The 19254-nt window shown below is 73.5% G+C and carries 15 protein-coding genes; 3 read left to right on the top strand and 12 right to left on the bottom strand.

Going from position 1 to position 19254, the window contains the following annotated elements; translation table 11 throughout:
- Nucleotides 1-561: 561 nt before the first annotated feature.
- Nucleotides 562-1569 carry a stage II sporulation protein M gene (locus tag H300_RS0110165; RefSeq protein ID WP_028427352.1) on the bottom strand — a complete coding sequence of 336 codons (1008 nt, stop codon included), beginning with the start codon at nucleotides 1567-1569 and terminating at the stop codon, nucleotides 562-564.
- A gap of 172 nt (nucleotides 1570-1741) precedes the next feature.
- On the opposite strand from H300_RS0110165, the gene H300_RS0110160 reads away from it, so the two are divergent.
- Nucleotides 1742-2674: an RDD family protein gene (locus H300_RS0110160; RefSeq protein WP_028427351.1), complete on the top strand. Its 933-nt coding sequence runs from the start codon at nucleotides 1742-1744 to the stop codon at nucleotides 2672-2674.
- A 138-nt stretch (nucleotides 2675-2812) separates the two neighbouring features.
- On the opposite strand, the gene H300_RS0110155 is transcribed toward H300_RS0110160, so the two are convergent.
- From H300_RS0110155 to H300_RS0110120, 8 genes are all read right to left on the bottom strand, one after another.
- Complete coding sequence (locus tag H300_RS0110155; protein ID WP_028427350.1) at nucleotides 2813-3427, bottom strand: hypothetical protein; 615 nt, start codon at nucleotides 3425-3427, stop codon at nucleotides 2813-2815.
- Between the two features lie 169 nt (nucleotides 3428-3596).
- Nucleotides 3597-5054, bottom strand: coding sequence for an adenosylhomocysteinase (gene ahcY, locus H300_RS0110150; RefSeq protein ID WP_028427349.1), 1458 nt, complete (start codon nucleotides 5052-5054; stop codon nucleotides 3597-3599).
- Between the two features lie 476 nt (nucleotides 5055-5530).
- A complete protein-coding gene (locus H300_RS0110145) occupies nucleotides 5531-6457 on the bottom strand; it encodes a cation diffusion facilitator family transporter (protein WP_028427348.1) in 927 nt (308 codons plus the stop codon).
- Between the two features lie 63 nt (nucleotides 6458-6520).
- Nucleotides 6521-7720 (bottom strand): mannose-6-phosphate isomerase, class I, encoded by a 1200-nt coding sequence (gene manA / locus H300_RS0110140; protein ID WP_028427347.1) that lies wholly within the window; start codon nucleotides 7718-7720, stop codon nucleotides 6521-6523.
- A gap of 114 nt (nucleotides 7721-7834) precedes the next feature.
- A complete protein-coding gene (locus H300_RS0110135; RefSeq protein WP_028427346.1) occupies nucleotides 7835-8989 on the bottom strand; it encodes an SIS domain-containing protein in 1155 nt (384 codons plus the stop codon).
- A gap of 28 nt (nucleotides 8990-9017) precedes the next feature.
- The gene (locus H300_RS0110130; protein WP_028427345.1) at nucleotides 9018-9215 is read right to left on the bottom strand and encodes a Trm112 family protein; all 198 of its coding nucleotides are present in this window, start codon (nucleotides 9213-9215) and stop codon (nucleotides 9018-9020) included.
- Between the two features lie 135 nt (nucleotides 9216-9350).
- Nucleotides 9351-10709, bottom strand: coding sequence for a phosphomannomutase/phosphoglucomutase (locus tag H300_RS0110125; protein WP_028427344.1), 1359 nt, complete (start codon nucleotides 10707-10709; stop codon nucleotides 9351-9353).
- A gap of 81 nt (nucleotides 10710-10790) precedes the next feature.
- Complete coding sequence (locus H300_RS0110120; protein WP_028427343.1) at nucleotides 10791-11174, bottom strand: DUF3499 domain-containing protein; 384 nt, start codon at nucleotides 11172-11174, stop codon at nucleotides 10791-10793.
- A gap of 310 nt (nucleotides 11175-11484) precedes the next feature.
- Here H300_RS0110120 and H300_RS0110115 point away from each other — a divergent pair, with 310 nt between their 5' ends.
- Nucleotides 11485-11958: a metallopeptidase family protein gene (locus H300_RS0110115; RefSeq protein WP_078515865.1), complete on the top strand. Its 474-nt coding sequence runs from the start codon at nucleotides 11485-11487 to the stop codon at nucleotides 11956-11958.
- Nucleotides 11959-12071: 113 nt separating this feature from the next.
- Here H300_RS0110115 and H300_RS0110110 read toward each other — a convergent pair whose 3' ends face one another.
- The 3 genes from H300_RS0110110 to H300_RS0110100 form a co-directional block, all read right to left on the bottom strand.
- On the bottom strand, nucleotides 12072-13604 hold the full coding sequence (locus tag H300_RS0110110; protein WP_028427341.1) for a DUF5719 family protein: 1533 nt from the start codon (nucleotides 13602-13604) through the stop codon (nucleotides 12072-12074).
- 2 nt (nucleotides 13605-13606) lie between these two features.
- Nucleotides 13607-17377 (bottom strand): glycosyltransferase family 2 protein, encoded by a 3771-nt coding sequence (locus tag H300_RS26075; protein ID WP_051269865.1) that lies wholly within the window; start codon nucleotides 17375-17377, stop codon nucleotides 13607-13609.
- A gap of 318 nt (nucleotides 17378-17695) precedes the next feature.
- A complete protein-coding gene (locus H300_RS0110100) occupies nucleotides 17696-17959 on the bottom strand; it encodes a WhiB family transcriptional regulator (RefSeq protein ID WP_028427340.1) in 264 nt (87 codons plus the stop codon).
- 744 nt (nucleotides 17960-18703) lie between these two features.
- Here H300_RS0110100 and H300_RS26070 point away from each other — a divergent pair.
- Nucleotides 18704-19249 (top strand): cysteine dioxygenase, encoded by a 546-nt coding sequence (locus H300_RS26070; RefSeq protein ID WP_051269863.1) that lies wholly within the window; start codon nucleotides 18704-18706, stop codon nucleotides 19247-19249.
- Nucleotides 19250-19254 lie beyond the last annotated feature (5 nt).

Genomic DNA, 19254 nt, shown 5'->3' with positions numbered 1-19254 from the left:
CGCCGCCAGCGTTCGTCCTGAGCCAGGATCAAACTCTCCATGAATGCTTCAAAATGAAGACACCACAGGGAGCGGAACACGAAGCCGGAATAAGCCCCGCATCCACTGCGTCCTCGCTGTGTTCATCAATACTCAAAGAAACCACATCCACAGGCGGGCAACCATGACAACCACAATCACCCACCCCCGGACGGGGTATCAACATATCTGGCGTTGACTTTTGGCACGCTGTTGAGTTCTCAAAGAACGGACGCTTCCTTCGAAACCCTCCCAGGCTCCTCCGGGCGCTTCCCTTCGGTGTGTCCCCGACTCTATCAGAATCATGTGGGCCGATCCAATCGGCTGCTTGATTCCCGAGTGATTCGGAATCGCCTCTTCATTTGGCCGGAACCGAATTTCGAGGCGAGAGAGATACTAACCGTTGCTGCCGAGCTCGTCGAACTCCAGGCAACCGTTCGAATCCACCGCCGCAGGACCCCCGTGTCAACGGTTTTCCGTGCGGCGAAGAGGACAATAGCAGCTCCGCGGACCGCGATGCACATCCGGCGCGAAAGCCGGGGATCAGGCCGCGACAGGCGGTTCGGCCGCGCGGTCCTCCTCCGCGACGTCCCCTGTCTCACCTGCGCGTACCGCTCTCCCGCCCAGTACCCAGACATAGACGAGGAAGAGCACCTCCGCCAGGACTCCGATGGCGATCCGGGCCCAGGTCGGCAGCCCGGAGGGGGTGACGAACCCTTCGATCACCCCGGAGACGAAGAGCACGGCAGCGAGTCCGATTGCCATGCCGATCGCCGCCCGGCCCTCCTGGGAGAGCGCGTTGCGCCGCGTCCGCCGGCCCGGGTCGATCAGCGTCCACCCCAGCCGCAGCCCGGTACCCGCGGCGACGAAGACTGCGGTCAGTTCGAGCAATCCGTGCGGGATGACCAGCCCCAGGAACACGTCCAGGCGCCCCGCGGATCCCATCAGCCCGAACCCCACCCCGAGGTTGGTCATGTTGAGCAACAGGACCCACAGGACCGGGATGCCGAGCAGTGCGCCGCAGATGAGGCAGATCGCGACCGCCTGGGCGTTGTTCGTCCACACCTGGGCGGCGAAGGAGGCGGCGGGACTGCTGGAGTAGTACGCCTCGTACTGCCCGCCGGGCCGGGTCATCTCCCGCAGCTCCTGCGGAGCCCCCAGCGCGGACTGGACGTCCGGGTGCGCGCCGATCCACCAGCCGATGACCGCCGCGACCAGGGCGGAGAGGACGGCGGTCGGAACCCACCAGTGCCTGGTCCGGTACACCGCGGCCGGGAATCCGGCGGCGAAGAACCGCCCCGCGTCCCGCCAGGACGAACGGCGCGGGCCGGTGACGGCGCTGCGCGCCCGGGCGACGAGTGTCGTGAGCCGGCCGATCAGGCCGGGGTCCGGGACGCTGGACCGTACCTGCGACAGGTGGGTCGAGGTGCGCTGGTAGAGCGCCACCAGCTCGTCGACCTCGGTACCGGACAGCCGTCGACGGCGCCGCAGCAGCTCCTCCAGGCGTTCCCATTCGCCACGGTGCGCGGAGACGAACACGTCGAGATCCATGGGAAGAGCTTCGCAGACGGCTGCGTGGCGGTCGGCCGGTCCCGGTCGGCAGACTGGCCCGTGAGTGCCACCTTCGGAACGGTGGACAGTGGGCAGCAGCGGGCGGACGCCGTCAGGCAGCAGACGCGGACAGCGGACAGCGGACAGCGGACAGCAGAGGAAGAGGTGCCGGGTGAGCGAACTGGTGACGGGTGACGCGGTGGTGCTGGGCCTGCGGCCGGCCCGGGTGGCGAGCCGGGCGCTGGCCATCTGCGTCGACCTGCTGCTCCTGTGGTCCTGCTACCTGCTGCTGTTGCTGCTTCTCGTGACCGCGGTGTCCGGGCTGGACAGTGCGGCGACGGCGGCGGTGTCGGTGGCGCTGCTGGTGCTGACGCTGATGGGCGTCCCCGCGGCGGTGGAGACGCTGACCCACGGCCGTTCGCCGGGCAAACTCGCGCTCGGGCTGCGGGTGGTCCGGGAGGACGGCGGGCCGATCCGCTTCCGGCACGCGCTGGTGCGCAGCCTTCTCGGGTTCGTCGAGATCCAGCTCAGTCTCGGTGCGGTGGCCTGCGTCTCCTCGATCGTCTCCGACCGCGGCCGGCGGCTGGGCGACGTCTTCGCCGGAACCCTGGTCGTACGGGAGCGGAACGCCGCGGAGGAGTCGGTGGCCATGCCCGCGCCGCCACCCTGGCTGGAGAGCTACCTCCGCGGGCTGGACCTCTCCCGCATACCGGACGCCCTGTGGCTCGCCGTGCGGCAGTACCTGATGCGCAGCGCCCAGCTCGATCCGGACACCAGCCGGTCGATGGCGGAGCGCCTCGGTTCGGACGTGGCCGCGTACACCGGGACACCACCACCGGGAGGCCTCCCGGCCCTCGGCTACCTGACGGGCGTGCTGGCCGAGCGGCAGGCCAGGGATACGCGCCGGGCCCACGCCCCTCCCTTCCTGACGGCTCCGGCACACGGCTCCGGCGCACTCGCGCCTCCCGCCGTGCCAGGCGCGTACCCCGGAGCGCCGGAGGAGGGCTTCCAGGAGGTGGCGGCCCCGGCCGAGGCGGCGCCCGCGGACCCGCCCTCGGAACACCCTCCGCCTGCCGGCGGCGGCGGTTTCACCCCGCCCTCCTGACGCACGCGCCCGGCGCACTCCCCGCGCTCGGGGAGTGCGCCGGGGGAACCGTCCGCCCTCGCGCTCCTCGGCCCGACTCCCCGTCCCCGATCTGCCCTGCACGGCCGACCACATCCGCGAGCGCTCGTGCCCTGGGGGTCAGGGGAGGGCGGAGGGCGGGGACTCAAGTTCCTCCAGCTCGATGCCCGGGGCAGCCAGGACCACGTCGCCGGCCAGGTGGACGGCAGCCTGCTCGCCCGTCTCCAGGTCGGTCACCCGGTAGCCGTCCACCCGCAGCGGTCCGCCGTCGGTGTCGTGCGGCACCTGTTCCAGCAGCTCCCAGGACTGGTCGAGGGTGCGGGCGGCGAGGACGGGCGGGTTCACGGCGACCAGCCGCACCCGTGTCGCCGGCGCCGAGAGCGCGGGACGCAGCAGAAATGCGGTGGCGATCAGGAATGCCGGGGAGGCACCGGTGAAGGCCTGCGCGGGAGCGTTGGCCTCCTGCGCGCGATCGCCACCCGGGTCGGTGCGCACCCAGGTGACACCGTCGAGGGCGGCGCCGCGCACCTGCCAGCCGCCGGCCGCGAGGGCCAGCCTCAGCGGGCGGCCGAGGCCGTCGAGGGTGAGGTCGACGGATCCGGCCGGGGCGCCGTCGGGAGTGGTGAGCTGCGAGACGTACCGCCAGCCGGAGGGGCCGGGCGCGCACTGGAAATGCTCCTCCCCCAGCGGGGTGCCGTCGTGGGTGTCGTGGTGCGAGTAGCGGCCTCGGGGCATGCGGGTCCCAGTTCTTCGGACACGTGCGGAGCCGGACGCGGCCGTGCCCGGCCCGCTCCCCGGAGGGGGCACGGAACCGGGCACGGCCGCGTCCGGGCGTCCGGTGCCCGCACCTCTCGGGGCGGGCACCAAACGCCGGTGACGCGAGCTCGGTGGGGGCGAGTACGGCTCAGTAGCGGTAGAGGTCGGACTTGTAGGGGCCCTCGACCGGAACGCCGATGTAGGCGGCCTGCTCGGGGCGCAGCTCGGTGAGCCGGGCACCGAGCGCCTCCAGATGCAGCCGCGCGACCTTCTCGTCCAGGTGCTTCGGCAGCACGTAGACGTCCGTCGGGTACTCCTGCGGCTTGGTGAAGAGCTCGACCTGGGCGATCGTCTGGTTGGCGAAGGAGTTGGACATCACGAACGACGGGTGGCCGGTCGCGTTGCCCAGATTGAGGAGCCGGCCCTCGGAGAGGACGATCAGGACCTTGCCCTCGGCGAAGGTCCAGGTGTGGACCTGCGGCTTGACCTCGTCCTTGACCACGCCGGGGATCGCGGCCAGGCCGGCCATGTCGATCTCGTTGTCGAAGTGGCCGATGTTGCCGACGATCGCCTGGTGCTTCATCCGGGCCATGTCGGAGGCCATGATGATGTCGCGGTTGCCGGTGGTGGTGATGAAGATGTCGGCCGTCTCGACGACGTCGTCCAGCCGCACCACCTGGTAGCCGTCCATGGCCGCCTGGAGTGCGCAGATCGGGTCGATCTCGGTGATGACGACCCGGGCGCCCTGGCCGCGGAGCGACTCCGCGCAACCCTTGCCGACGTCCCCGTAGCCGCAGACCACGGCGGTCTTGCCGCCGATGAGCACATCGGTGGCGCGGTTGATGCCGTCGATCAGCGAGTGGCGGCAGCCGTACTTGTTGTCGAACTTCGACTTGGTCACCGCGTCGTTCACGTTGATCGCGGGGAACAGCAGGGTGCCGTCGCGGTGCATCTCGTAGAGGCGGTGGACGCCGGTGGTGGTCTCCTCCGTCACGCCGCGGATCTCGGACGCCAGCCGGGTCCACTTCTGCGGTGCCTCGCCCAGCGTGCGGGTCAGCAGCTCCAGGATGGCCCGGTGCTCCTCACTCTCGGCGGTCGAGACGTCCGGGACCTTGCCGTCCTTCTCGTACTCGACGCCCTTGTGGACGAGCAGGGTGGCGTCGCCGCCGTCGTCGAGGATCATGTTCGGGCCGCCGGTCTCGGCGTTCGGCCAGGTCAGGGCCTGCTCCGTGCACCACCAGTACTCGTCGAGGGTTTCGCCCTTCCAGGCGAACACCGGGATGCCCCGCGGGTCGGACGCGGTGCCGTCCGGACCGACCGCGACCGCGGCGGCGGCGTGGTCCTGCGTGGAGTAGATGTTGCAGGAGGCCCAGCGCACCTCCGCGCCGAGCGCGACCAGGGTCTCGATCAGCACGGCGGTCTGGACCGTCATGTGCAGCGAGCCCATGACCCGGGCGCCGGCGAGCGGCTGGGTCGCGGCGTACTCGGCGCGGATCGCCATCAGTCCCGGCATCTCGTGCTCGGCGAGCTTGATCTCCTTGCGGCCGTAGGCGGCCAGCGAGAGGTCGGCGACCTTGAAGTCCTGTGCGGTGTCAGGCGTCGTCATGCGATTGCTCCTCGGATCTGGGACGAGGGTGTACGGCTGGCTGTTCTGCGGCGGTGGCGGGAGTGCGCACCCCGGGCGCCGCCGGGAGGTCGACCCACCCGGCGCACCCTACGGACACACCGGTGCCCTTGCCGCAGCGCAGTCCGTCGGAGGCCCTCTCTCCCTCGGTGGCCCCGGCTTCCCGGAGCTCGCCCGACCGCCATCAGCAGCGACGTCTGTGCCCTTCGAATCTACACCTTGACCCCCCACCCGTTGGGCCGGCAGGTGAGCCCCGCAGCACGCGTGCGGGGTGATTTTCGGCCAGCGTCCCGGTGAGGAAAGCGGCCCTACCGGGGCGATCGGGGCGATAGCCGATGCCGTGCGGTCCGCTCCCCGGGGCCGGTCGTACGGCGTCAGGGAGCGGACCGCACGGCATCGGAAGCGGGTCGCACCTCCTCGGGACGTCGGCTGCTCCGGCGCCGCTGGCCGTTGGGGGGTCAGGGGCGGAGGACGCCGAAGCGGGGGATGTCGGGTTCGAGGTAGATCACCCGCGCGATGGGGACCGCCTCGCGGACCCGGGCCTCGGCGGCGTCGATCGCACGGGCCACCTGGACGGCCGAGTCGTCTCCGGGGACGGCGATCTTGGCGGCGACGAGCAGCTCCTCGGGACCGAGGTGCAGCGTCCGCATGTGGATGATGGCGGTGACGCTCTCGCCGTCCACCATCGCCTCGCGGATCCTGCCCAGCTCGGAGACGTCGGCGGACTCGCCCAGGAGCAGCGACTTGGTCTCCGCGGCGAGGATGATCGCGATCGTCACCAGCAGCACACCGATGCACATGGTGCCGATGCCGTCCCAGACCGGTTCGCCGGTGAGCAGGGTGAGGCCGACCCCGAGCAGGGCGAGCACCAGCCCGACGAGGGCACCGAGGTCCTCCAGCAGGACGACGGGAAGCTCCGGCGCCTTGGCCCGGCGGACGAACTGCACCCAGGTAAGCGAGCCGCGCACCTGGTTGGATTCCCCGATGGCGGTCCGGAAGGAGAAGACCTCCGCCACGATGGCGAAGACCAGGACGCCGACGGGCCAGTACCAGTGGGTCAGCTCGTGCGGGTGCTGGATCTTCTCGTAGCCCTCGTACAGGGCGAAGACCCCGCCGATGGAGAAGAGCACGATCGCCACGAGGAAGCTGTAGATGTAGCGCTCCCGACCGTAGCCGAAGGGGTGCTCGTCGCTGGCCTCGCGCTTGGCCCTGCGGCCGCCCAGGAGCAGCAGCCCCTGGTTGCCCGAGTCGGCCAGCGAGTGGACGCCCTCGGCGAGCATCGACGACGAACCGCTGAACGCCCAGGCGACGAACTTGGCCACCGCGATGGCGAAGTTCGCGACGAGGGCGGCGACAATGGCTTTCGTACCGCCTGTTGCGCTCATGGAGGCGGGTCCCTTCCGACGTGTCAGCGCACGCGCCCGAGTGGCTCCGTGCGGCCCCTCGGGTCAGACTCCGACAGTGGCGCGGAAGAGCGTACCGTCACCGCTCGGCCGTAGGGTGCCGGTGGCGGGAACGAACACGGACTCGCCCTTCTCCAGTACGAGTTCGGTGCCCTCGTCGTCGATGAGGCGCAGGCTCCCGCTCGTGCAGAGCACGATCTGCGGAGCGCCGGCGGGAAGCGCGCCGGACCGGGCGCCCGGCGCCAGGACGTGGCGGGAGAGCTGGAACTCCCGGGCGGGGGTGCTGTACACCTCGGATCCGTCCGCGCCGGCCTCCGGCCGCAGCACGCCCGGCTCACCGGGCTCGAAGCGGACGACGCGCAGCAGTTCGGGGACGTCCACGTGCTTCGGGGTGAAGCCGCAGCGCAGCACGTTGTCGGAGTTGGCCATGAGTTCGACCCCGAGGCCGCCGAGGTAGGCGTGAGGCACGCCGGCGCCCAGGTACAGCGCCTCCCCCGGTTGCAGGGTCACGTGGTTGAGGAGCAGCGCGGCGAGGAAGCCGGGGTCGCCCGGGTGGTGGTGGGCGGCGGCAGCGCAGGCGGCGTACGCCGCGCGGTACGGGCCGGGTTCGGCGGCCAGGCGCTCGGCGGCGGCCACCGCCTCGGTGACGGTTCCGGCGACGGCTTCCCGGTCGCCGGAGAGCACCGCGGTGAGCACCTGGCGCAGGGCTGCGCCGGCCGGGTGGGCGCGCAGCAGGTCCACGTACGGCTTGAGGCCGTCGATGTCGAGTGCGGCGAACAGGGTGGCGGACTCGTCCGGGTGCCGGAAGCCGCAGAGCCCCTCGAACTCGGTGAGGGCGCAGATGAGTTCGGGCTTGTGGTGGGTGTCCTTGTAAGTGCGGTGCGGCGCGTCGAGCGGTACACCCGCGGCTTCCTCCGCTGCGTGGCCCCGCCGGGCCTGGTCCGGGTCGGGGTGCACCTGGAGGGACAGCGGGGAGCCGACGGCGAGGACCTTGAAGAGGAAGGGCAGGGACGGGCCGAAGGCCGTCACCGAGGACGTGCCGAGTTCGCGTTCGGGGTCGGCGGCGATCACCTCGGTCAGCGGGCGGGGTCCGTCGCCCCGCTCGACGCGGGACGGGGCACCGGGGTGGGCGCCCATCCACAGCTCGGCCTGCGGCTCACCGGTCGGCTCGGTACCGAGCAGTTTGGGCAGGGCGGTGGTCGAGCCCCAGGCGTAGGGGCGCACTGTGTTCGCGAGGCGGTCCATCGGGCGATCCTTCGGTGGTGCGTGCGGGGCGTGCGGAAGTGGGGCGTGCGGACGACGGGGGGGCCGGTCGGGACCGCGGACGCGGTAGGGCGTGCGGAGCGGTGCCCGGCGGGCTCAGCCGGCTCCGCCGGAGGCGAGGGTCAGATAGACGGCGGCGAAGTCGGCGGTGCCGATGAGTTCGGCGGCGGCCTCCAGCACGCTGCTGCCGTCCGCCGCCTGCAGCTCGCTGAGGGCGGCGTCCCGGCTGTGGGCGAGGTCGCGGGCGGCGGGCGCCGGCGAGTCCCGCCCGGGCGGGCCGTCCCTGAGCAGCACCACGCGGGCCCGCAGCGCGGGGGCTTCCTCGGCCCGGTCGCGGAAGAAGTCGTCGGCGACCGCGAGCGGGTCCGGCGCGCCGAAGGCTCCGCTCAGCAGCGCCGCGTGCGAGACGAGGGCCGCGGGCAGTTCGGCGGGCACGGCGGGACGTCCGGCCAGGCCCGCCAGCACGGTGCCGAAGTGCCGCACGGCCGCGCCGGCGACCGGGCCCTCGCTCCAGAGCAGCGGAAGGGTCTCGCCGAGCTCGACGGCCAGGGTCTTGGCCGGGTTGGTGTAGAGGGGGACGGCCGGTCCGCATCGGCCGGCGACCTCGTCCAGCCGGTCGGCCAGTGCCGCCAGGGCCTCGGGCGGGGTGCGGCTGAGGCCCAGCCGGTCGGTGAGCATCAGCAGCGGGGTGAGCAACGCCCAGAGCGCGCCGGGGGCGGCCGGCTCCCGTGCGGCGGACGCCGGTGTCCCGGACGAGCCGCCGGGGGCTGCGGCGAAGGGGACGGCGAGGCCGTGGGCCGCGGTGACCTCACCGCTCAGGGGGCTCCGGGCGGGGGCGACGGAGACGACGGCGGCGCCGCGCCGGAAGGCCTGCTCCACCAGGGCGCCCAGACCCGGCTCGGTGCCGTCGGGGGTGAGCAGCAGCAGGAGGTCGAGGGGGCCGGCCCAGCCGGGCAGCGCCCAGCGGACGGCGCCGGTGTCCGCGCCGGTGGGGCGGACGACGGAGACGGGCACCGAGCCGCCGGTGACAGCGGCGAGCAGGTCGGCGACGCAGTCGGCGGACGGGCCCGGACCCGCGACCAGCAGGGCGCGCGGCTTTCCGTCGGGGCAGAGGTCGGCCAGTCCGGACTCCTCGGCGTTCCGCAGGGCCGTGCGGGAGCGGGCCCCGGCCTGCGCGGCGCCGCGCAGGCGGCCGTACCGGTCGGATGCCGCGAGAGCGTCGGCGTCGTCGAGAAAGAACTCGTCCAGCATGGCCCTGCTCCTCTTTCCGCCGCTCGGGTCAGGCCGGGCGGCGCGCCTCGTCGACGAGCAGCACCGGGATGCCGTCCCGTACGGGGTACGTCAGGCGGCAGTCCTCGCCGCCGGTGCAGCGCAGTTCGCTGTCGGCGCCGGAGTCGGCGGCGGCCGACTCCTCGCGGAGGGGCGCGTGGCACGCCGGGCAGGCGAGGATCTCCAGGAGACCGGCTTCGAGCGGCATGGTGTCCCTCCGGGGTGGGGTCGTCGATCGTGGTCAGCCTACCGCCGCGGCACCGCGGGTGTGCGCCGCGTCCGGCCCCGCCGCGCGGGCTCGGCGGGGCCGGAGCGTGACAGCGACCCGGGGCGGGACGGCGGCTCAGTCGCGGATGAGCGCGAGCACCTCGTCGCGCACCCGGGTCATGTCGTCGGTCCCGCGGGCCTCGACGTTCAGCCGCAGGAGCGGCTCGGTGTTGGAGGCCCGGAGGTTGAACCACCAGTCGGCCGCGGTGACGGTGAGGCCGTCCAGGTGGTCGAGCTCGACGCCCGCGCGGCCCGCGAAGGCCTCCTCGACTGCGGCGGCCCGTGCGGCCTGGTCGTCGACGGTGCTGTTGATCTCGCCGGAGGCGGCGTACCGGTCGTAGACGGAGACCAGGTCGGAGAGGGTGCCCTGCTGGCCGCCGAGCGCGGCGAGCACGTGCATCGCGGCGAGCATGCCGGTGTCGGCGTTCCAGAAGTCGCGGAAGTAGTAGTGCGCCGAGTGCTCACCACCGAAGATCGCGCCGGTGGCTGCCATCTCGCCCTTGATGAAGGAGTGGCCCACCCGGGTGCGGACCGGTGTGCCGCCGGACTCCCTGACGACCTCCGGCACCGACCACGAGGTGATGCAGTTGTGGATCACGGTGCCGCCGCCGTGCTTGGTCAGCTCCCGGGCCGCGACCAGGGCCGTGATCGCGGACGGGGAGACCGGCTCGCCGCGCTCGTCGATCACGAAGCAGCGGTCGGCGTCACCGTCGAAGGCCAGCCCGAGGTCGGCACCGACCTCGCGGACCCGCTTCTGGAGGTCCACGATGTTGGCCGGATCCAGCGGGTTGGCCTCGTGGTTGGGGAAGCTGCCGTCCAGTTCGAAGTACATCGCGTCCAGCGTGAGCGGCAGCCCCTCGAACACGGTGGGGACGGTGTGCCCGCCCATGCCGTTGCCCGCGTCTACGACCACCTTCAGCGGGCGGATGCCGCCGAGGTCGACCAGTCCGCGCAGGTACCCGGCGTAGTCGGCCAGCACGTCCTGCCGGACGATGCGGCCCTCGGCGGCGGTGATGGCGGGCGGCCCGCCGTCGGCCCACTCCTCGACCAGGGCGCGGATCTCGGCGAGCCCGGTGTCCTGCCCGACCGGGGCCGCTCCGGCACGGCACATCTTGATGCCGTTGTAGCGGGCCGGGTTGTGGCTGGCGGTGAACATCGCGCCGGGCATGTCGAGGTGCCCGCTGGCGTAGTAGAGCTGGTCGGTCGAGCACAGGCCGATCTCGGTGACGTCGGCGCCGCGTCCGGCCGCGCCGCGGGCGAAGGCCCCGGCCAGCCCGGGCGAGGAGGGCCGCATGTCGTGGCCGATGGTGACCGCGGGGGCACCGGTGACCTCCACGAAGGCGGCTCCGAACAGCTCCGCGAGGTGCTCGTCCCACTGGTCGGGGACCACGCCCCGCACGTCGTACGCCTTCACGATCTGCGACAAGTCAGGCACAGGCCACCCCTCCTGGAGTACGTCCGGAAGGTCAAACCTACCCGCACCGGTCGGCGGGCGCCGGGCGGCTCGGGAAGCAGCTCAGGAGTCCGGCGAGCGCAGCACCCGCAGGTGCCCGCGCCGGGCGACCTCCATCGGGTCGATCTCGCGCCCGGCGGGCGGGGCCTCTGCCGGGGCAGGCCGGCGCCGAGGGACGCGGGCGGCCTCCCGGACGGCGTCTGCCAGCGCTTCGAGGTCATCACCGCTGGGCTGCGCCGGGCCGGCGTCGACGGCGAGGCGTACGACCTCCCAGCCGCGCGGCGCGGTGAGCCGGGAGGAGTGCTCGGAGCACAGGTCGTAGCAGTGCGGCTCGGCGTGGGTCGCCAGCGGGCCGAGGACGGCGGTCGAGTCCGCATAGACGTACGTCAGCGTCGCCACGGCGGGGCGGCCGCACGCGGTGCGCGAACAGCGACGTACAGGACTCACGATGGTGGACGGTACCTCACCTTCGAACGGGCTGCGACGACGCGGTGCGGCATCACTCGGCCGTGTCGTCACGGTTTGCCCGGTACGCCGGGCCGCTGCGGCCGCGCAGTGCCCCGGGCCGTGACGAAGAAACGTCACTGCCTCCCGCGAAGGGAACCGGGCGGGGCGCAACCGGCGTACCCCCGGACGGCCGCGTACTGCTCCTACCGGCCCGTCGGTTGCCGCTCCGGCTGCCGGAGCGGCAACCGACGGCCCCGATGGCGACGGCCGGGCGGCCCAAGGCGGCCGGGCCCGCTAGTCTCGACAGACGATGAGCAACGCCGTACCACCCCACCGGCCCGAGGGCGGCACGCCGCGGCAGCGCCGCCGCGACCGCCACGGACGCGGGATGCGCGGACCGGTCGCGCCGCCGCAGGTCCCGCTGGCGATCAGCCGTGCCGAGTCCTTCGACGACCTGGTGCGGGACTCCGCCGAGCGGCTGGAGCACCAGTGGCCGCAGCTGTCCGGGGTGGACTTCGCTGTGCAGGACGTTCCGCACCCGGCACCCGCCCGGGACGGCACCGACGGCTGGGAGGCTCTCTGCGGCACGGTCCCGCTGGGTGCACTGGTCCCGGCCCGCGGCGACCGGCCGGACTGCGTCATCGTCTTCCGCCGCCCGGTGGAGTTGCGCGCCAGGAGCCGGGACGAACGGGCGCTGCTGGTGCACGAGGTCGTGGTGGAGCAGGTGGCCGAACTTCTCGGCCTCTCGCCCGAATCCGTCGATCCCCGCTACGGCCGGGACTGAGCCCGCCCCGCTGCTCCGGTCACCGAGGCGCTCCGGACGTCCGCGACGCCCCGGCGTCGGACAGAGGCCCGGCGGCACTCGACGGCGGCCGACGGGCGTCCGTCCGCCGCCGGTCAGTCGCCGAGCACCCCGAGGTCCTGCCGGGCCTCCGGCACCTGGACGACGCCCCGGTCGTCGGGCAGCACCTGGACGGTGAACGCCGGGACGTCGTCCTCGTCGGTCCGGAGCATCCGGGAGGCGTGCACCGGCCCGCCGGAGAGCCGCTCCACCGTCCACGCGAAGCGGCCCTCGCCGCCCTCGGGCGCCAGGTCCTCCACCAGCGTGGTGGTGCCCGCCTTGAGCTGGTAGCTCTTGCTCGCCGGTTCGCCGCCACCGCTGCCCGCGGAGGCTGTGACCCGTACCTCGGCCGCCCCGTCCGGGGCGGCCAGCGAGAGCGCGGCGTCCCCGTCGCCGTTGCCGACCGCCGTGGCCCGATCGGTCACCGCGGACACCGCGGGAATGAACGCCGACTCCTGGTCGTCGCCCGTACCCCGGAGGACCCGCAGGCCGGCCACCACCGGAGCGGGCTCCCGCCCCTCGGCGGCGGTCAGCACCAGCGATCCGGGCTCCCCCTTCGTCAGGTCGCCGAGGTCCACGGCGGTGACCATGCCGCTCTTGACGTTCAGCGTCTCCTGGCCGGCCGGTGAGATGGAACTCGTCGGTCCGGCGAGCTTCACGTCCAGTTCGGCATCCCGCTCACCGGGGGCGAAGGCGACGAGCCGCACCTCCTCGGCGTCGGCCGGGATGCCCGGCAGTACGAGCGTCTCCGACGGGGCCGCGGCGGACGCGATCCAGTCGCCGCCCAGGTCGTCGTCCAGCGCCTGCACCTGGGCCCCGATCCGGCCGGCCCGTACGCCGACGTGGAGCACCGGGTTGACGACCGGTTCCGGGGTCAGTGTGGAGAGCAGCACCGCGACCGTCGATCGTCCGGGGACGTTGATGCCGGTGCCGCTGTCGGACTCGATCGCGCCGTCCTTCCCGTGGAACGCGAGGTCCACGATCGCCGCCGCACTGTCCGGGTTGGTCAGGTGGACGTAGTCGTTCCGTTCCTCGGCGGTGCTGACCCCGGCGAACCAGAAGTCGGTGTCGGGCGCCGAGCAGCTGACCCCGTGCAGTCCGCGGCCGGCGCCCGAGCTGATCGCGGTCGTCTGCTGGACGGTCCAGCCGGGGGCCAGCGGGCCGGTCGCGGTACCGGTGAGCGCGGGCAGCTCCCCACTGTCGTCCTCCGCCACGACGGGGACGCCCGGCTCGGTGAGCGGCAGCCGGGGCTCCTCCCCCTCCTTCGCGTCCTCGGACTCCACGTCGGACCCGTCTTCGGTGTTGCCGCCGCCCTCCAGGGTGTCAGCGGCCGGCAGCAGCGCGGCGGCGCCCTTCCCGTCGGAGTCCCGGATGAGGTCGGATTCCGGCGTGAAGGCCGTGTGGACGGTCTCCCCGACCTCGGAGCCGGCCGGTTGCGGGCACACCAGGGTGGACTGCTCCACCGGCAGCCGCTCGGTCTCCGCGGCGCTGCCCGCCGCCGTTCCGTCCGGCGCGGTGAGCTGGGCGACCCCGGTGAGCGCGGCCAGCGCGGTCACCGCCGACAGCAGGCCGAGGGTGGTGCGGTTCAGGCTCACTGCTGGCTCCGGTTGTCGTACGTCGTGCCGTTACGGCCGTCCCTGTCGTCCTGCTCCGTCCGGCCGTCCCAGGCGCCGCCGTGGTCGTACGGCGCTGCGTACTGCGCACCGTCCCAGCCCTGCGCGCCCTGCTGCGCGGGAATCCCGGGGCCGTTCGGGTCGCCCGGGTCGCCCGGGGTGTAGGGGCCGGGCGGGTAGGGGCCCTGCGGGTACGGGTCCCTGCCGTAGCCGCCGTACGGACCGGCCACCTGCGGGTCGTAGCCCTGGCCGTCATAGCCCTGGCCCGGTTCGGCGTACGCCTGGCCGTCATAGCCCTGGCCCGGTTCGGCGTACGCCTGGCCGTCATAGCCCTGGCCCGGTTCGGCGTACGCCTGGCCGTCATAGCCCTGGGCGGCGGGTACCGGTTCCGGGGCCCGACGGTCACCGGAGTCCTCCTCCGGCTCCCCCGCCGTCTCCCCGTCGGCAGCGGCCCCCTGGGCCTCCTGCGCCGCGCGCAGCCGACGGGCCCGGCGTCCCTCGCCGGTCACCGGCTCGGCCGGGACGGCGGGGGCGGCGGCCTCCGGCAGGTCGTCGTCGTTCTCCTTGCGGCGGCCCGGCAGGGCCAGGACGAGGACGACCAGGAGCAGGAAGCCCTGCGTCCACAGCCAGACGGTCCGCAGCGTCGGCGTCTCGTACGTGACGACCAACGGACCGGCCTCGGGGGCCAGCGTGAAGCCCTGGGCCCAGCCGTCGAGCGTGACCGGCTCCAGCGGCTTCCCGTTCTGGGTCGCCTTCCAGCCCTCCGCGGCGGCGTCCGCCAGCCGCAGGGTGCGGCCCTGCGGCCCCGCGGGCACCGGGGCGCGCACCTCGACCGGTCCCGCGGCCACGGCGACCGGCTCCGCGTCGCCGCCCTCGGGGGCCAGCAGCACGGCGCGGGAGATCTCCCCGTCCACCCGCCACAGCTCGCCGCCGGCCTGCTCGCTGAGCCGCTCCAGGCCGGGGGTGCCGTTCAGCACCCGGACCATGCCGCGGGGGGCGCCGTCCTTCACGAAGACGTAGCGCACCCCGTAGCCGCCGAGCTGGTCGGTCTGGTCGGCGCCGGAACCGGCGACCAGGTCGGCCACCACCTCGTCGAGCCGGCTGTCGGCGCCGGCCGTGCGGGCCACGTCGCCGTCGCCCAGCCGGACGCCCGAGCCGCGCACGAGGGTGTACCGGACGTCCGCGGCGGAACTGCCGTCGAGCACCAGGGTGCGCGGCCGGTCCTCGGTGGCGGCCTCCTCGGCCACGAAGGCCGGGACCTGCACCGGGTCGCGGCGCTCCAACAGGCCGTGCGCGCCGGAGATCATCCACCCCACGGCGGCGACGAGCGGGGCGAGCGCCGCGGCTCCCGCGATCAGCACCGCCACCGGCTGCCGCCAGCCGAAGCTGGACGCCGCGACCCGTCCGCGGGCCCCCTCGCCACCGAGCGCCGCCGCCGCGAGGAGACCGAGTCCGTAGACCAGGGTGGCGGGACCCGACCAGGCGGAGCCCGCGTTGGCGAGTGCCGCGAACAGCAGACCGGCGAGGGCCGTGACCCAGGCGACGCCGAGTGCGAGCCGTCGTTCCGGGCGGAGCAGGGCGGCAAGCGCCGCGAGCAGCAGGCCGCCCAGCAGGATGCCGGTGCCGGTGCCGGCGCCGGGACCGCCGGGATGGAGGGTGAGGAGGTCGAGGGCGCCGGCGGGTGCGGTGTCCAGGGGCAGTCCGGCCTGCTGGAGGAAGGCCGACGGGGAGGTGAGCAGCGTGAGCGACCACGGAGCCAGGAGCACCAGTGGCGTGGCCAGCAGGACGGCGGCCCGCAGCAGGTGGGCGCCGGGGTGTTCGCGCCGGCGCAGCCGTCGCACCAGCAGCGCGGCGGCGAGTACGGCGGTGAGCGGCCAGACGATCGGGGTGAAGGCGGTGGTGAGGGTGAGCAGCAGCGCGTACGCCCAGACCCCGCGCCAGCCCGGCGCGGCCGACGGGGCGGCGAGTCCGGACGCGGCGATCGCTGCCCGGGCCATCAGCGGCAGCAGTACGGCGAGCACCGCGGTGCCGACCTGCCCGGCGGCGAGGGCGCCGGTGACCGCGGGGAGGAAGGCGTAGGCGATGCTCCCCCAGGCCCGGAGCAGCCGGGAGGTGACCAGCGGGCGTGAGGCGAAGTAGGCGCTGATCCCGGCCAGCGGGACGGAGCAGACCAGGAGCACGGTCATCATGGGGCCGGTGTTGCCCACCAGCAGGGCGGCCAGTCCGGCGAGCACCGCCAGGTAGGGGGGCGCCGCGTCGGTCGTGCCGATTCCCACCGGGTGCCAGGCCTCGGCGTAGCGCGCCCAGAGGTCGGCGGCCTCGGCGGGGGCGGGCAGCAGCGCACCGCCGGCGAGGGCGCCGCCGCCGAGCAGTGCGCGGCAGGCGACGAGCGACACGACCAGGAGGAGGGCGAAGAGGACCGGTCCGGGCTTGCGCGCGATGCGCTTGAGCCGGACGAACTGCTCGACCTCCAGGTAGTCGGCGTCGTCACCGCCGGGCCCGGTCTCCACCGCGCCGTGCCGTCCGCCGGCGGCCTGGTCCGCCTCGTTGCCGCCGCCGAGGTTCTGCACGACCTGCTCGACGGTGGCCCGGACGGTGGCACCGGGCGGCGGGAAGAGGGGTGTGAGGTCGGCGGCTTCGACGGTGGCGGAGCCGCCGCGCCTGCGCCGTGCGCCGAAGATCAGTCCGGGGCGCAGCAGCGTCCTGGACAGTCCGGTGATCTCGTCCAGCGCCTGGCCGGGGACCTTGCCCACCAGGTAGGCCAGGGTGCGCAGCACGGTGCCGAGCAGCAGCCGCAGCAGCACCCAGGGCAGGGCCCGCCCGCGGGCGTTGGCGAGCAGCGTGTAGGCGGCTCCCGCCTTGTCGACGCGGTGCGGGCCGACCACGGTGCGCCCGGCGCAGTCGATGGGGCGCCGCTCGCGGGCGGACGCCTCGGCGTGCCGCACCTGGGCGGCGGGGGCGACGAGGACCCGGTGGCCCGCGCGCTGGGCGCGCCAGCAGAGGTCGACGTCGTCGCGCATCAAAGGCAGTCGGCGGTCGAAGCCGCCCAGCTGCTCGAAGACGTCGCGGCGGACGAGCATGCCCGCGGTGGACACCGAGAGCACCGGGCGGACGTGGTCGTGCTGGCCCTGGTCCTGCTCCTTGCGGTCCAGGCCGGTCCAGCGGCGGCCGCTGTTCGCGATCGAGACGCCGGCTTCGAGGAGTTGGCGATTGTTGTACCAGCTGCGGAGCTTGGGCCCGACGACGGCGACGGAGGAGCCCGCGTCGGCGACCCGGAGCAGTTCCAGCAGGGCGTCGGGTTCGGGGGCGCAGTCGTCGTGGAGCAGCCAGAGCCAGTGCACGGGTTCGCCGTGCGGGAGTTCCGGGAGGTCGTAGGCGTCGTCGTGCCAGGTGCGGCTGACCGGGTCCCAGCCGCTGGGGCGCTTGAGATACGCCAGGTCGTCGGGGGTCATCACCGGTGCGGTCCCGGCCGCTTCGGCGACGGCGGTGCCGAAGCCGGTGCGGCGGGCCAGGTGCAGTACCCGGTCGGGGCCGAGGGACTCGCCGACCAGCTGGGCGGAGGCGTCGGCACTGCCGGTGTCGGCGGCGATGACGTCCTGCACCGGCCGGAGCTGACCGACCAGTCCGGCGAGGGCGTCGGGCAGCCAGCGCTCGCCGTCGTGGGTGATCAGCACGGCGGTCACGACGTGCTGGGGGAACTCGGGAGCGGCCTGCTCGTACTGGGCCGCCGAGTGGCTGTGCACGGACATCGAGCTACGGGCCCCGGTCGGTGGGAGGCGGTGGACGCACGGCGAGCGAACGCCCCGCGTCTCGGACGGTGCCCCACACTAATGGGGTCGGTCGGCACCGCGCTGACGCCTGCCGGCAGTGCTGCCGCCGACGTGCCGCTGACGCCCGGGTTTCACCGGGTTTGCGCTCCGCGGGCCCGCGACCCGGCACGGGACTCCCGACCGTGACCGGCCGGTGCACCGCCGCGCCCGCCACCGGCACCCGGGGCGACCGCCCCGGCCCTCGGGACCGCCTTCGTCAGGGTCGGCCGAAAAGGGTCGCAGGGGCCGGACGGACCGTCACATGGCGGCCTTCTTCAGCCGCCGCCTCTCCCGCTCGGAGAGCCCGCCCCAGATGCCGAACCGCTCGTCGTTGGCGAGCGCGTACTCCAGGCATTCGGAGCGGACTTCACAGGAGAGGCAGACCTTCTTGGCCTCCCGGGTCGATCCGCCCTTCTCGGGGAAGAACGACTCGGGGTCGGTCTGGGCGCAGAGCGCACGCTCCTGCCAACCGAACTCCTCTTCCGCCTCTTCGACCAGCAGTTGCTGGAACAGCTCGGTCATGTGCGCGCCCCTCGTCGGTCTTTATGTCCCCGTGATGCCGTCGTGATGATTGCCGCCGAAACGACACGAGTGGAATTACAAGTGTGCCGATACGCGCCAGTCAAGCCGAGATCTGCTGTTGAGCCCGTTATTCACTCTGCGGAACCAAGGACCTGCTTTAAGTGTTCAAAACGCCACGAACGCTCACAACGCTCCGACCGGACTCCGGTCCACGGAGTCCCGCGAAGCCCGTCCGGAGCGACGCAGCCGCGGCACCCCGTGTTGCGCAGGGCACCCCGGAACGACCGTGATCACAAAGTGATCACAGACGAGCAACAGCGTTCGTGTGCCCGGTTGATGCCGCAGGTATCCCTTCATCCAGGGGTACAAACCTTTCGATGATCGGAACCACCGTATGAGGTGAATGAATGCCGCCAATCAGGACAACCAGTTGACAACGGTCCCGTCGGCGGGGTCTCCTGGGCGGCATGTCAGCGACTCCCGCGCTCAGCTCGTCCCGCCCCCGCGGGGCCCTTGGTGCTGCCGGAGTCCGCTGCATCTGTTGCCGCAGCCGCTGCTGTTGAGGCGTTGAGGCCCCCGCCTCCGCCGCCCCTCCCCGCCGTCGGTCCCCCGCACCGGGACCCGGCCGGGTCACCTCCGCGCCCACCTGCGCGCCCCGGAACGCACCGGACCGCATCCGGACCGCGCCCCGCCCCCGCCGTACCGCGCCGACCGCCACCGCCCGCACTCCTCCCGAGGACCCCTGTGAACAGCGACGTCGAGATCGCCGGAGACCCGCTCGCCCTCCCGCACCTGCTCGCCCCCGCACCCCGCCACCCCCGGACCCTGGCCGGCTTCGCCGGGCTCTCCCGGACCCTCGCGGCCGACCGCGCCGCCTGGGAGCCGCTCGTCCGCTACGACGCCACCACCCGCTGGTACCACCGGCTGCGCACCGGCCCGGGGTACGAGGTGTGGCTGCTGAGCTGGCTGCCGGGCCAACGGAGCGGAACCCACCACCACGGCCCGTCCTCCGGAGTCGTGACCGTGCTGGCGGGCACGCTCACCGAACGGACCGCGCGCGGCGACCGGTTGCTGGCCGCGGGCGCCCAGCGCTTCCTCGGGCCCGGCCACGTGCACGAGACGGTCAACGACGCCCTGGAGCCCGCCGTCAGCCTCCACCTCTACTTCCCCGGCCTGACGTCGATGCCGATGCGCCCGCCCCGGGAGCAACCGGACGGCGTCCCGGCGGCGCCTGCACCTGCGCCTGCACCGGCACCGACGACCGCCGCGCCTGCCGCCCGCGGCAACTGAGAGAC

Source organism: Streptomyces sp. TAA040 (assembly GCF_000424845.1).
Note: the sequence above shows the minus strand (reverse complement) of the source record. Positions and strands in the feature narration are given on the sequence as shown.

What these genes read in the sequence shown, in the direction of transcription:
- H300_RS0110165 (WP_028427352.1), bottom strand. Translation starts at nt 1,569, where the DNA reads ATGGATCTCGACGTGTTCGTCTCCGCGCACCGTGGCGAATGGGAACGC.
- H300_RS0110155 (WP_028427350.1), bottom strand. Translation starts at nt 3,427, where the DNA reads ATGCCCCGAGGCCGCTACTCGCACCACGACACCCACGACGGCACCCCG.
- ahcY (WP_028427349.1), bottom strand. Translation starts at nt 5,054, where the DNA reads ATGACGACGCCTGACACCGCACAGGACTTCAAGGTCGCCGACCTCTCG.
- H300_RS0110145 (WP_028427348.1), bottom strand. Translation starts at nt 6,457, where the DNA reads ATGAGCGCAACAGGCGGTACGAAAGCCATTGTCGCCGCCCTCGTCGCG.
- manA (WP_028427347.1), bottom strand. Translation starts at nt 7,720, where the DNA reads ATGGACCGCCTCGCGAACACAGTGCGCCCCTACGCCTGGGGCTCGACC.
- H300_RS0110135 (WP_028427346.1), bottom strand. Translation starts at nt 8,989, where the DNA reads ATGCTGGACGAGTTCTTTCTCGACGACGCCGACGCTCTCGCGGCATCC.
- H300_RS0110130 (WP_028427345.1), bottom strand. Translation starts at nt 9,215, where the DNA reads ATGCCGCTCGAAGCCGGTCTCCTGGAGATCCTCGCCTGCCCGGCGTGC.
- H300_RS0110115 (WP_078515865.1), top strand. Translation starts at nt 11,485, where the DNA reads ATGAGCAACGCCGTACCACCCCACCGGCCCGAGGGCGGCACGCCGCGG.
- H300_RS26075 (WP_051269865.1), bottom strand. Translation starts at nt 17,377, where the DNA reads ATGTCCGTGCACAGCCACTCGGCGGCCCAGTACGAGCAGGCCGCTCCC.
- H300_RS0110100 (WP_028427340.1), bottom strand. Translation starts at nt 17,959, where the DNA reads ATGACCGAGCTGTTCCAGCAACTGCTGGTCGAAGAGGCGGAAGAGGAG.